Origin of the sequence: Cohnella sp., assembly GCF_041640265.1 — a bacterium.
GTDB lineage: Bacteria > Bacillota > Bacilli > Paenibacillales > Paenibacillaceae > Cohnella.
Genome location: NZ_JBEQAP010000017.1, coordinates 94,933 through 107,051, shown reverse-complemented (window position 1 = coordinate 107,051; position 12,119 = coordinate 94,933). Strand labels below are relative to the sequence as shown.

12 protein-coding genes and 1 rRNA gene are annotated in these 12,119 nt (G+C 43.6%); 10 read left to right on the top strand and 3 right to left on the bottom strand.

All coding sequences use genetic code 11. From position 1 onward, the window contains the following. The first annotated feature begins 10 nt into the window (after positions 1-10). The 4 genes from rrf (at position 11) to ACESLK_RS14305 (ending at position 4,094) form a co-directional block, all read left to right on the top strand. Positions 11-127, top strand: a 5S ribosomal RNA gene (gene rrf, locus ACESLK_RS14320). Positions 128-606: 479 nt separating this feature from the next. Then, positions 607-783, top strand: a complete 177-nt coding sequence (locus ACESLK_RS14315; RefSeq protein ID WP_373230196.1) for a helix-turn-helix domain-containing protein — start codon at positions 607-609, stop codon at positions 781-783. A gap of 32 nt (positions 784-815) precedes the next feature. After that, positions 816-1,397 (top strand): DUF5317 domain-containing protein, encoded by a 582-nt coding sequence (locus ACESLK_RS14310; RefSeq protein WP_373230195.1) that lies wholly within the window; start codon positions 816-818, stop codon positions 1,395-1,397. 870 nt (positions 1,398-2,267) lie between these two features. Continuing rightward, positions 2,268-4,094, top strand: coding sequence for a bifunctional diguanylate cyclase/phosphohydrolase (locus tag ACESLK_RS14305; protein WP_373230194.1), 1,827 nt, complete (start codon positions 2,268-2,270; stop codon positions 4,092-4,094). Here ACESLK_RS14305 and ACESLK_RS14300 read toward each other — a convergent pair. Together ACESLK_RS14300 and ACESLK_RS14295 are read right to left on the bottom strand one after the other, a co-directional pair. Continuing rightward, positions 4,089-5,030, bottom strand: a complete 942-nt coding sequence (locus ACESLK_RS14300; protein WP_373230193.1) for a phosphotransferase — start codon at positions 5,028-5,030, stop codon at positions 4,089-4,091. The two genes, ACESLK_RS14305 and ACESLK_RS14300, sit on opposite strands and share 6 nt — an antisense overlap. Continuing rightward, complete coding sequence (locus tag ACESLK_RS14295) at positions 5,021-6,016, bottom strand: glycosyltransferase (protein WP_373230192.1); 996 nt, start codon at positions 6,014-6,016, stop codon at positions 5,021-5,023. Before ACESLK_RS14295 ends, ACESLK_RS14300 begins: the two co-directional genes overlap by 10 nt. A 169-nt stretch (positions 6,017-6,185) precedes the next feature. Here ACESLK_RS14295 and ACESLK_RS14290 point away from each other — a divergent pair, with 169 nt between their 5' ends. Together ACESLK_RS14290 and ACESLK_RS14285 are read left to right on the top strand one after the other, a co-directional pair. Next, positions 6,186-6,623: an NfeD family protein gene (locus tag ACESLK_RS14290; protein ID WP_373230190.1), complete on the top strand. Its 438-nt coding sequence runs from the start codon at positions 6,186-6,188 to the stop codon at positions 6,621-6,623. Beyond that, positions 6,620-7,543, top strand: a complete 924-nt coding sequence (locus ACESLK_RS14285; RefSeq protein WP_373230189.1) for an SPFH domain-containing protein — start codon at positions 6,620-6,622, stop codon at positions 7,541-7,543. The genes ACESLK_RS14290 and ACESLK_RS14285 overlap by 4 nt, the downstream gene beginning before the upstream one ends. Before the next feature lie 19 nt (positions 7,544-7,562). On the opposite strand, the gene ACESLK_RS14280 is transcribed toward ACESLK_RS14285, so the two are convergent. After that, positions 7,563-8,102 carry a C40 family peptidase gene (locus ACESLK_RS14280; RefSeq protein ID WP_373230188.1) on the bottom strand — a complete coding sequence of 180 codons (540 nt, stop codon included), beginning with the start codon at positions 8,100-8,102 and terminating at the stop codon, positions 7,563-7,565. A 133-nt stretch (positions 8,103-8,235) separates the two neighbouring features. Between ACESLK_RS14280 and ACESLK_RS14275 the strand changes: the two genes are divergently transcribed. From ACESLK_RS14275 to ACESLK_RS14260, 4 genes are all read left to right on the top strand, one after another. Continuing rightward, positions 8,236-8,823: a guanylate kinase gene (locus tag ACESLK_RS14275; RefSeq protein WP_373230187.1), complete on the top strand. Its 588-nt coding sequence runs from the start codon at positions 8,236-8,238 to the stop codon at positions 8,821-8,823. Positions 8,824-9,006: 183 nt separating this feature from the next. Beyond that, positions 9,007-10,152, top strand: coding sequence for a nucleotide-binding protein (locus ACESLK_RS14270; protein WP_373230186.1), 1,146 nt, complete (start codon positions 9,007-9,009; stop codon positions 10,150-10,152). Beyond that, positions 10,115-11,353, top strand: a complete 1,239-nt coding sequence (locus ACESLK_RS14265) for a TadA family conjugal transfer-associated ATPase (protein ID WP_373230185.1) — start codon at positions 10,115-10,117, stop codon at positions 11,351-11,353. Before ACESLK_RS14270 ends, ACESLK_RS14265 begins: the two co-directional genes overlap by 38 nt. Next, positions 11,353-12,093, top strand: coding sequence for a type II secretion system F family protein (locus ACESLK_RS14260; RefSeq protein ID WP_373230183.1), 741 nt, complete (start codon positions 11,353-11,355; stop codon positions 12,091-12,093). Before ACESLK_RS14265 ends, ACESLK_RS14260 begins: the two co-directional genes overlap by 1 nt. The last annotated feature ends 26 nt before the right edge of the window (positions 12,094-12,119 follow it).

Below are 12,119 nucleotides of genomic sequence, written 5' to 3'. Positions count from 1 at the left end.
CAAGATCTGGTCTGGTAATGATGGCGGAGGGGTTCCACGCGTACCCATCCCGAACACGACCGTTAAGCCCTCCAGCGCCAATGGTACTTGGACCGCAGGGTCCTGGGAGAGTAGGACGTTGCCAGGCCGGAGAATAGAGAAAAGCACCCAGCGATGGGTGCTTTTTTCTATGTTCAATTAGATAAGACAGCAGGCTAATAACTCTTGCTTTTTAGAGGCACACCCCTCATTAGTTGTATTTCGAAAGTTAATAAAATGTCTTAGGGATGACGATATAAAGTGCAGTTGTCTAGTGTTGGTAAAAATAATATATGGTGAACGGAGAAAATACTAAATAGAGTAATAACTGACTGCTTCAAAGTTAGATGTACGATTCTACTTGTATATATATTGAAAAGGATTTATGATACATTATGTAACATATGTACGGAATACAAACATAAAAGTAGAAAAAGGAAGATTAAGAGAAAAATATGTTGACGTCCGATGTCGGACGTATTACAATAATTTCAGAAGTTAGAGGGAAATGTTTACAATAAATTTTGGATTTAGGAACTAAATTACAACCTTAGAAACCCCTCTTTTTTCGTAGAAGGAGGAAACCCAATGAATCCATTAATTGAAATCATGTCCACAGAAGAGGCTTCTAAGCTATGGGGAGTCCATCAAGATCATGTTAAACGCTTATGTCGTGAGGGTAAGGTAATTTGTCGTAAGTTCGGAAAAATGTATATTCTACAGAAGAATCAACCGAGGCCGGGCATGAGAATGGTCACAAATTAATCAATTCATCTTGCTCGAAGGGATTTATTAAGATGGTATACGATGGAATTGTAATAGGAGTAATTGTTGGATTTATTCGTGCAGGGTGGCGAAACAGTTTAACTGCGCTTTCGCAGATTCGATTAAAAGGCGGTTTAATTTTTCCGATCTTGTTGGGGATTCAATTACTCTTGTATCTTTTACACGGGGAAATTTCATTTATTGATCAGTACAACGGTTATATGTTCATGGTAGTTTATGCAGCAGGACTTTGCGTGATTTGGCTTAACCGCCAGGAAAAAGGGATGTGGTGGATTTTTGCAGGGGTTGCGCTTAACTTTGTCGTCATGTTGCTCAACGGCGGAAAGATGCCAGTTTCCCTAGATGCTGTTGCTATCTTGGATCCTGATTCTGTTGAGGCGCTGAGAAGCGGAATAATCGTCTCGAAGCACGTTCTGTTAACCGATTCGACGCTTATGCCTTTTCTAGGAGATATTATTCCACTGACATTACCGTACCCTAGAAGTCTAGTTATTAGCATCGGCGACGTAATTATGAACTTCGGCATCTTCTTTTACCTACAGCAAGCGATGTTGGTTCACAAATTGAGGACTTCCTTTGTCGATACAAAATAACATAAATAATACATACCAAGCTGGAAGGAGGCAAACGAATATGAAAAAGTTAGAAGGAATCAAAATCACTCGCATTGTTGTAAACACGCTAATTGTTGCTTCCGTAATCATTGCGCTAACGTCCGGCTTTAAAATTAACTAATCCTTAAGGAGGTACATAACATATGAAAAAGCTTGAAGGCATTAAAATCACTCGTATCCTATTAAACACACTAATCGTCTCTTCCGTTATCATTGCGCTAACGTCCGGTTTTAAAATTAACTAATCCATCCTATTGAGGAGGTACATAACATATGAAAAAGCTTGAAGGCATTAAAATCACTCGTATCCTATTAAACACACTAATCGTCGCATCAGTTATCATTGCGCTAACGTCCGGCTTTAAAATTAACTAATCCATCCTATTGAGGAGGTACATAAATATGAAAAAGCTTGAAGGCATTAAAATCACTCGTATCTTATTAAACACACTAATCGTCGCATCAGTTATCATTGCGCTAACGTCCGGCTTTAAAATTAACTAATCCATCCTATTGAGGAGGTACATATCACATGAAAAAGCTTGAAGGCATTAAAATCACCCGAATCTTATTAAACACACTAATCGTCGCTTCCGTTATCATCGCGCTTACATCCGGGTTTAAAATTAACTAATACATCCTACTGGGGAGGTACATAATATATGAAAAAGCTTGAAGGCATTAAAATCACTCGCATTCTTATAAACGCGATTATTGTTGCATCCGTAGTAATCGCTCTTACTTCAGGATTCAAAATCAATTAATATTAAGGTATTATTAAGGGAAACAGGGCTCTCGCTCTGTTTCCCTTGTACTATTTTACTTGAGGAATGGAAGGTCGGAATAATAATGGGTGTTGCACAAAGATTGATTATACAGCTACGTCAACCCGGGCACACCTATGCGTTATTGGTTTGCTTTGCTGGTGCGATCCTATTTGTGACAATTAATAAACTCCCGTTTCTTTCTTATTCTTTATCGGAATGGATTATGATTTATGCTATGGTTGCCTCAGTAGTTATTCTAGAGCATTTTATGTTTCAATTGCCGCCAGAAGGCAACCGACAATCTATGGATTCATCCGTGTATTTGGCAGCTTTGTTTGCTTTCGGTGGGAGTTTTTCTCTTACTATTTTATTGATGGGTACATTTATTTTGATGTTACATAAAAGGGAAGTGAAATGGTGGAAACACCTGCTTAATTTCTCGATTTATACGTTTATGATCTCGTGTGCGAGTATCACCTTTTATTTACTAGGTGGAAAAGTTGGATCATTTAATATACAGTATTTGCATGCATATGTCATTGCATTAGCAGTATATTTTATTGTCAATTGTTTATTTGTCGGGTTTTATTATTTTCTTCTTTATAAAGGGAAATTATATCAAATTATTAAAACGATTTTAACGGATGTCGTTTTTGCATACTTCAGTACGTTATTGCTTTCCATTGTATTGCTAATTTTGATTGTTAGTAGCCGTTTGTTCGGGCTTTTTTTGTTGCTGGCAGTAGGGATGCTGCTATCACACGGTTTCAGACAATTGTTCAAGATGTACAACGAAATGAGCGAAAAAGCGAATACGGACCAGCGGACAGGCCTTTATAGCCATAGTTACTTCGAGGAGAAGCTGGATGAATATATGAAGCAAGCTAGGGAGAAAGAAGAGCCTTTGTCCTTGGCTATGCTCGATTTGGATGATTTCAAGAAGTACAATGATGCATACGGACATCCGCAAGGGGATCGGTTGCTGGGTTTTTTCGGTCGAATCGTGAAAGAAGAATGCGAGCCCCATCAATTGTTTGTAGCCCGTTATGGTGGAGAAGAGTTCTCGGTCATTATGCCTGGATTTACAAAGGACAGAGCGAAGGAGTTTGTCGATAGACTCCGCAAGAAAATTAATGATACCCCGTTCGAAGGAGTAGATATCTTTCCTCATGGGTGTATCTCCTTCTCGGCAGGGGTTATGGAAGTCAATAAGGATACCTATGATAAGTCCCAACTGATCGACTGGGCAGACCGTGCGCTCTATGTGGCAAAGTCCAAAGGAAAGAATACGGTTATGATTTATGGAGTGGAAAACCATCTCCCTCAGAGCCTTGAACAAGACATTAATGAGATTGAGCAGCATATCAAGATCTTCTTATCAAAAGACGTTTATACGTTCAAGCATTCAAAAAGAGTTTTTTCATACGCTGTGGATATGGCAGAGGTTCTGAATTTGAATGAGGAAGATCGCCGCTTGTTGGTATTAGGCGCTTTAATTCATGACATTGGAAAGCTGGAGATCCCTCGGGATATCTTAAATAAGAAGTCCAAGTTAACGAACGAAGAATGGGAAATCGTTAAAAAGCATGTCCTATGGGGTAAAGAAATTGTAATGGTTACGGAAAAATATAAAGACTTGGTACCGTTAGTAGAATTGCATCATGAACGCTTCGACGGCAAAGGTTACCCCCATGGGTTGAAAAATAATGAAATCCCTCGACTGGCGCGCCTGTTGTGCATTATAGATTCCTTTGACGCTATGACGACGGAACGGCCTTATCAAGAAACAAAATCTTTTGAAGAAGCATTAAATGAGCTGAAAAGATGCACCGGTTCACAATTCGATCCTGAACTAGTCGGCTATTTTATTCAATACATCGAGGATAAGATGTTTATTAGCGAATCATAAGCATTCTTTTACCGTCTCCATGAAGGATTTCGCCGTTTCTACTGCTTGCACGGAGAGTTGCTCTCCGGACCACGGACTATTCCCATTCATTTGATCGGCTTCGATCAAGAGTAGTAACCAGAGGGAGAATACCGAAGCAAACAAGTTGTATTCATAGAGGAAGCGGTGCGGATCCAGCTTTGGGTCAAGATGCATCGCTTTTTCTATGTATAAGTCTAGTAAGCGGCTTCTCCATTTGGGGGCAAGCTTCTTCGGGTACTGGGGATGGGGTAGGTCAATAAGGTGATATAAATCCCAATAACGGTGGCTGAGATGGATATGCTCCCAATCTAATATATAGAGTTGTCCCTGAATGTGTGTATAATTCCCTACATGTAAGTCGCCATGCGAGAGCACTTGTTCGTCAGAAAGTTTTTCCTTCTCCATTCGAACGTACAATTCAAGTATAAGCATACAATCGATGTTATGCGAAGACACCAGGCTCAGTACCTTAGACTTGGAATTTAGTAAGATTGCTGTCATATTCGTGTATGTTGGTTTTTGTCCTTTGAGCGAAGATTGCTGTAAGTCATCTATTGAGAGGTTATGCCACCATGCCATCAAACATACGACTTCTTGAGCCCATGCCTCTTCATACTTATGCTGAAGGAGACCTAAATCTTCGAATAGCAGCCAGCCATCTTCACCCAAAGGACTTGTCGAGTAATCGACAAGTTTTGGATAAATCGGAGGAAACGCAGGGAGTACGTGCTCATAAATCCAAAGCTCAAGCGATTGAGGGTTAAATGGCTTCAGGATGAAGCTTTCCTCTGCATTTATGTAAACGCGGTGCACCTCTCTGCCATTTAATCCGCGATATATTAATTCCTTCTTCAGAAATTTCCACGCCTCAATCCCCATTTTCATGACTCCCCAATCCCATGCAGCTAAATCCATTTTTCAAAAAAACGGGTATAACCTTGCTTCATGATCGTACCTGAGAAATTCTCGAACGCATAGTTGCGATTGTGCCGCGACACCTTAATTGGCGAAGCAGCAGCCATATTCACAAGCTCGAACCAGTTATGCTCATTACCGCCGAACGTGTGAGTAGAGGAGATATGAGAGTAGCATGGATTGTCCGGCTTTACGATGAGCTTGCCCATTGCCATGGCTTCAGATAATGGCATTGCGAAGGTGTCAAAGACGCTAGAGCTCCAATACACCTTCGATGAGTTCATTAGCTCGAAGATCTCCTCGCGCGATAACGCGAACTGCAGCTTCACATTACTTGGAATATTGTATTTCTTCATGCTCTCTTTGTAGCGAATGCCTCCGAAAACCATTACGACTTCCTTGTCAGGGTTGCGCCTCGCATATTCGATTGGCATTTCGGGTCTTCGATTGGGTTCATCCCGTCCAATCCATAAGATTCGATTATTGACGACCTCCTCCGGCTTATAGAAACGGTTCGCAAGCTCTTCTTCGAAACCGATCGGAATGACATCAACGTCTGTCACGTTAAAGTCGGTTTTGAATATTTTTTGGAGGTAATTCGTATGTACGATCGCCTTGTCCACAATCTGATAGAAGGGTCTCATCATCTCTGAGCCTGTTAAATCCGGATGAGGATAGGAGTGTGGAAATAAAACGCATTTATCGAAAAACATTCTTAAGAAGGAGAACCCGGAAACCGTATAAATAACATGCTCGATTTGCTCCTTGGCAAGCTTCTCAAGGACGATATCGTAATTAACGATATCACCTTTCTCATATTCAAAGCCATGCGCCTGATCATAATCGCTGACATAGCGATCGGGTGCCACATATACAATATCGATTCCTAGCTCGTGTCCAATATGCTTCAAGCGTTCCGCGTATATACGAGGTCCCTGAGCTTCAGTAAATTGAATTTTACGCATGACAAGTCCGACTTTTTTCAATTCAAACGCCTCCGGTTTCTTTCTTATTCAGCTATTATACCTCAAATAAAAAAACGAGGCCTTAAGCCTTACCCAAGATTCAAATTGATGGGAGACTTCTTTAATAAGACATAACGGTAATCGAGTATCGTAAACATGTATGAAGGGAGTATGGAGGAGGAGAGGCGACATGGAATGGTGGGTAATCTGGTTCATCGTAGGCGGGGTGCTGCTTATAGCGGAGCTGCTAACGTTAACCTTTTACTTGCTTTGGCTGGGGCTCGGTGCTGTTATCGCTGCTGTTGTCGCATTGTTCTTGCCAGATGGGTTTGTATTGCAGGCTTTATCAGGTGGAGTATCGGCGTTGGTGCTAACGATATTCACCAAACCATTAACGCGTAAGTTCCGAAAATCTAGGGGATATCGTGATGTTATTGACGAGCTTATTGGAAAGCAAGGGATTGTCATCGAAGCGATCATTAATGGAAAGCCGGGAATTGTGAAGGTCGGTAATGAGACCTGGAGTGCTGTATCGGTGAACAATTTAAATATTGAAGAAAGAGTCCAGGTAATTGGCAGGGGGACAACTGTGCTGGAAGTGCGGAAATGGGGAGGGAATTCTGAATGATTTATATTGTTTTTCTCATTCTAGTTATTATAATCCTAGTTGTTGGTCTATCGGTCAAAATCGTTCCGCAGCAAAGAGTAGGGGTGGTGGAAAGGCTCGGGAAGTATAACCGTTTGCTGACCCCAGGGGTGAATATTCTTGTTCCATTCATTGATCATGTTCGCGTTAATCATGATCTTCGGATTCAGCAAGCGAATGTTCCGCCGCAGACCGTCATTACCAAGGATAATGTCCAAGTACAGATCGATACGATTATTTTCTATCAGATTGTTGCACCTGAACAAGCTACTTATGGAATTTCGGATTATGTTTTCGGAGTGCGCAATATTACAACAGCAACGCTGCGTCAAATTATCGGGAATATGGAGCTGGATGAAACCTTGTCAGGAAGGGAAAGAATCTCCTCCAATATCCGCCTGGCGCTCGATGAAGCGACGGAGAAGTGGGGCGTGCGAATTGAACGTGTTGAGGTATTAGATATCAAGCCTCCTTCTGATATTCAAGAGGCAATGGATAAGCAGATGAAGGCAGAGCGGAGTAAACGCGCGATAGTATTGGAAGCCGAAGCCGCAAAGCAAGATGTGATTCTCCGTGCGGAAGGGGATAAGCAAAGTAAAATCCTCAAGGCGGAGGGCGACAAGGAAGCCCGCATTCGTCAAGCGGAGGGACTGCGGCAAGCTCAAGAGCTGGAAGCATTAGGGCAGGCAAAAGCGATCCAAGCCGTTGCCGAGGCGGAGAAAACCCGGATTGAGCTTCTGCGTTCGGCTGGCTTGGATGAGAAGGTTCTTGCTTATCGTTCATTCGAGGCGCTTGAAGAAATGGCCAAAGGCGCAGCGAACAAGGTGTTCCTGCCGGTGAGAGCGGTAGATTCACTTGGCAGTATAGGTGCTATCGGAGAAGTGTTCCGAGAGAAAGGGTAATGTAATTTTCACTTAGTGATTAGTCAACTCTTCTGGCAGTAATGTAACGCGATGAATAGCTGCTAAGATTGCTGATTATAACTCCGTTAGCAGAGCCGCCGTTCGTATTGTGTATGAATTTACCGTCTCCTATATAAATTCCGACATGATTGATCTTTCCAGGTTTGGCTACGCTGAGGAATACCAAATCGCCCTTCTGCAGGTTTTTCTTAGCGACATATTTGCCTTGCTTGCTCTGAGCAGAAGATCCCCATTTCAATGTAATCCCTTTTTTCGCAAAAACATACTTTGTAAAGGAAGAGCAGTCGAATATCAATCGACTTGGATTGTTTACGCCGAATTTATACTTGACTTTACCCATTAGAGATTTGGCTATAGAGATAATCTCGGCCTTTTTCTGTAAGGAAGAAACACTCGCTGCTTGGCTTGGCTGAGCCGTCGTAGATGTTGTTGTTGCTGCGTAAGTCGTTTGATGTCCAGCGATTCCGCTTCCCGCAGCAATTATAACTAAGCATGCCGCCCCGATAATGGATTTTCGTATAAAAGTAAGTTTGTTCATGTGATCCTCCTAAAAAGTTTTTAGGTGCAGAACGGAGTATAACATGGGGCTTGTCCTAAATAACGAAAATTAAGGGCTTCTTAATCTTGGGAATTTGTGGGCCATTCGCGCTACAAAGAGGGAGATGATGCGGATGTACGAGCTGAAGGACCGTGATAAAATCATCGTGTTTACAGGGCCGGACGGGTCGGGGCGTAAATCTGTAGCGGAAGCGGTAGGTCAGACTTTCGGAATGGAGAAAGTAATCTCTTATGTCACAAGGTTACCTCGTCCTGGAGAAGTGAATGGGCAAGATTATCATTTTATAACGCATGAAGATTACTTAGAAATGGAGCGACAAGGCGAATTTCTCGAGAGCGTCAAGATTGCGGGTAACCTCTACGGAATTCGGAGCTTAGATATAGAGGATAATCTGCATCTGAAAGGCTGCGTTTACTTGATTCTTAATCATGAAGGAGCTGATATATTAAAACAAGTATACGGAGATAAGGTTATCCGGCTGTTCATCTATGCTGATCGTCGAACGCTGGAGGAGCGTCAACATAATCTTGGATTGGATAAGGATGTTATCAGAAGACATTTAAGCCATTTTGATATCGATATGGGTTACCGGAGTTCATGTGAGCATGCATTCGAGAACTATGATTTGGCACAGACAACATATGAAATAACAAACACGCTAGAAACCTACTTGCAGCGTGAATTGGTGGATAAAGACTAGTACTGGAATTAAACAAGTTGACGAGACTTAAAACTCGTGGTATCTTATCGATACATCAAAAAAAGCAATGCGGAAGCACCGCAAATTCTGACGTTCAGACGTCGGGGTTTGCGGTTTTTTGTGTTCTCGTCGGGCATTTATGCAAGGCATGTGCGGTTGTTGATAAGGATGGAGGAGTTTGGAATGGCCAGGAGAGTTGTATTAGCAGTATCGCAACGTGAATATGCCGCCAAGCTTGCGGAGTATTTACGTGAAGAACAGTCAGATTGGGATATTGCCGCATTCACGCACGAGAGTGCAATACGAAGGGAGTTGCAGGAAAATCGATCGGTTGATCTGTTAATCGGACAGCTGGATTTGCTTCATGCTGTTGATGAATGGAGTGAAAGAATCGGCAAAACCATGGTTCTTGTGGAGGAAAAGTCACAGAATGCAGGAAAGTGGCAGGAAATTCTACAATTCCAACCTTTACCGGGCCTTTTGTCCAGCATTAAGGATGCGCTTGTGAGTGAAACGGTTGTTATACGCAAAGGATGCCAAGTGGTCACCGTATTCTCGGCATCTGGTGGAACAGGTAAAACAACAGTAGCGTTAAACCTTGTTAGACAAGCTGGGGAACGGGGCTTACGCACCTTTTATTTAAACATGGAGGCGTTAAACTCCACCTCGGCGTTATTCGGTAAAGGCGAGCCAGACAGCTTATCGCGTTTGCTCTATACCTTGCAAGCACATCCTGAGCAATGGGTCGGACAATTCGAACAGCATTGCAGACATCAGCCGTATTTACGGACAGATTTCTTTGACGCTCCAGATCATCCAGGAGAACGGCTTGCTTTAACTTCAGAATTGCTGGCGAGGTTGTTGGAGGGAATTCGGGAAACGGGACGTTATGATCTTATTATGATTGACCCAGACTCTGGAGCGGGTGATTGGCATCGCAATCTGGTGGAGTTGAGTGACAGGGTCGTATGGATGGCGATTGATGATACTCAGTCCCTTATGAAGGCAGATAAGCTGCTTCGTTATTGGGGAGCGCAGCTTGTCGACAAAATGGACAAGATTATGTTCGTGTTAAATAAAGGTCAGAGCGGCGGAATGGTTAACCGTTGGGAACTTCCGGGAATAAGTCCCACAGCGTTTCTTCCCTATATACCCCAGTGGAAAGCAGTGGATCAGCCTAGAAGGTTATTAGGGGCTCCCGCTTTCGCAGGAGCGATCGAGCGGCTGCTAGACCATTTGAAATTAGGAGGGAATTCTCCAAGCTCAAGGAGGAGAAAGGAGGGAGAAGGGCATGGAAGTCAGCGGACTCACATCCGGGGAGCTGGCTGAGCTAAGGGAGGGCGTACGATCACGCTTATCTTGGGACAGCTCTGTAACGGATGATGAGCTGCTGAAGCTAATCGAGAATGAGCTGTTCCAGAAGGAGCAGACACGCCGGATGACAGCGGCAGAGAGGAAGGCTGCAGTCAATCGTCTGTTTCATTCCTTTCGTGGCTTGGATGCTTTGCAGCCTTTGCTGGAGGATACGGAAATTACGGAAATCATGATTAATTCGCATAATGAAATCTATATAGAGAAAAGGGGAGAACTGCAGTCAGTTAATCTCGGTTTTGAAAGCCCGGAGAGACTAGAGGATCTAATACAGAGCATGGTAGGAAGAGTGAATCGGATAGTGAATGAAGCTTCACCTATTGTAGATGCTCGCCTGCCAGATGGCTCCCGCGTACATGTCGTCTTACCGCCGATTGCTCTGAAAGGACCGACCGTAACGATTCGTCGTTTCCCCCAGAATCCGCTTGGCATGACTGAATTAATTGCTATGGAAGCTTTGTCGCAAGAGGCTGCTGATTTTCTTGAGCAGATGGTAGCTGCCAAATATAACTTGTTTATTTGTGGAGGAACGGGTTCGGGCAAAACAACATTTCTTAATGCACTTTCACAGTGGATTCCTGCAGATGAACGGGTTATTACAATCGAAGATGCAGCGGAGCTTCAAATACGCGGAGTATCTAACCTGGTTTCACTCGAGACTCGTAATGCAAATAGCGAGGGCAAGGGACACATCGGCATTCGTGAGCTCATCCGTGCATCCCTGCGTATGCGTCCGAATCGGATTATCGTCGGAGAGGTTCGCGGGGCGGAAGCCTTAGATATGCTCCAAGCGATGAATTCGGGTCATGAGGGGAGTTTATCGACCGGACATTCTAACGGGGCTCTAGATATGGTTTCCCGATTGGAAACGATGGTGCTAAGCGGGGCTGACTTGCCAGTGATCGTTGTAAGGCAACAGATTGCTTCCGCGGTGGATATCATTATTCATTTATGCCGTTTCCGGGATTCTACGCGCCGCGTTTCTGAAATCTGCGAGGTTACAGGTTTTCGGGAGGGTGAAGTGCAGCTAAGTACTCTGTTCCGGTTTGAGGAAGAGAAACAAATGAACGGGAGAATCGTCGGTCAGTTAAAGCGAGTAGAATCGATCTGTGATTTACGTAAGCTGCGAAGTGCTGGGCTGTTAGGGGAGATTGATTGATGATCGATTACAGTGTCTATCGTCTGAGTAAGTGGCAACGTTTATGGGCGATCACACAGGGCTGCGCCTTCACTTTTATCGCTATTTGGTTGATGTATCGAAATTATATAGCCGCATTAGCGGTATCACCTCTTGGATTTCTGTATCCCAGCCAGTATGCGAAGGCACTCTGCAGAAGACGTCGGGACAAGCTGAGGCAGCAGTTCAAGGAAGCTCTTCATGCATTATCCTCGCTCCTCTCGGCGGGAAGGTCTGTGGAGAATGCTTTTACATCACTCGAGAACGATTTAGTGCTTCTACTAGAGGATTCCCATTCTGACCTCATCATGGAGCTCAGGGCCATTACGAATCGTCTGCATAACGGAGAGCCGTTAGAGGTTGGATTGCGGGATTTTGCGAAGCGTTCGGATTTAGAGGAGGTAAGGAACTTCGCTGATGTGATAACAATATGCAAGAAAGCGGGCGGGGACTTGATGGAGGTTGTTCGCAGAACCTCACAGCTCATTGGAGAGAAGCTGGAAGTAGAGTTGGAGGTCTCAGTGCTTATTGCGCAGAAGAAGTTCGAAGCAAGGATTATGATGATGATGCCCTTTGCTTTTGTTGGTATTCTTGGATTTATCGCCGAGGATTATATGGAGCCTCTTCATGAAGGGGTGGGAATAATTCTGTTGTCCGTTTGCTTGTTCTTATTAATTGTGTGCAGCTGGTGGATGCTGCGGATCATGGAAATTAAGCCATGAGTGACTGGTTGAGTTGGAAAATTATA

Bases quoted from the DNA above. Each gene is read 5' to 3' on its own strand.
- ACESLK_RS14315 (WP_373230196.1), top strand. From the start codon at position 607: ATGAATCCATTAATTGAAATCATGTCCACAGAAGAGGCTTCTAAGCTA.
- ACESLK_RS14310 (WP_373230195.1), top strand. From the start codon at position 816: ATGGTATACGATGGAATTGTAATAGGAGTAATTGTTGGATTTATTCGT.
- ACESLK_RS14305 (WP_373230194.1), top strand. From the start codon at position 2,268: ATGGGTGTTGCACAAAGATTGATTATACAGCTACGTCAACCCGGGCAC.
- ACESLK_RS14300 (WP_373230193.1), bottom strand. From the start codon at position 5,030: ATGGATTTAGCTGCATGGGATTGGGGAGTCATGAAAATGGGGATTGAG.
- ACESLK_RS14290 (WP_373230190.1), top strand. From the start codon at position 6,186: ATGGAATGGTGGGTAATCTGGTTCATCGTAGGCGGGGTGCTGCTTATA.
- ACESLK_RS14285 (WP_373230189.1), top strand. From the start codon at position 6,620: ATGATTTATATTGTTTTTCTCATTCTAGTTATTATAATCCTAGTTGTT.
- ACESLK_RS14280 (WP_373230188.1), bottom strand. From the start codon at position 8,102: ATGAACAAACTTACTTTTATACGAAAATCCATTATCGGGGCGGCATGC.
- ACESLK_RS14275 (WP_373230187.1), top strand. From the start codon at position 8,236: ATGTACGAGCTGAAGGACCGTGATAAAATCATCGTGTTTACAGGGCCG.
- ACESLK_RS14270 (WP_373230186.1), top strand. From the start codon at position 9,007: ATGGCCAGGAGAGTTGTATTAGCAGTATCGCAACGTGAATATGCCGCC.
- ACESLK_RS14265 (WP_373230185.1), top strand. From the start codon at position 10,115: ATGGAAGTCAGCGGACTCACATCCGGGGAGCTGGCTGAGCTAAGGGAG.
- ACESLK_RS14260 (WP_373230183.1), top strand. From the start codon at position 11,353: ATGATCGATTACAGTGTCTATCGTCTGAGTAAGTGGCAACGTTTATGG.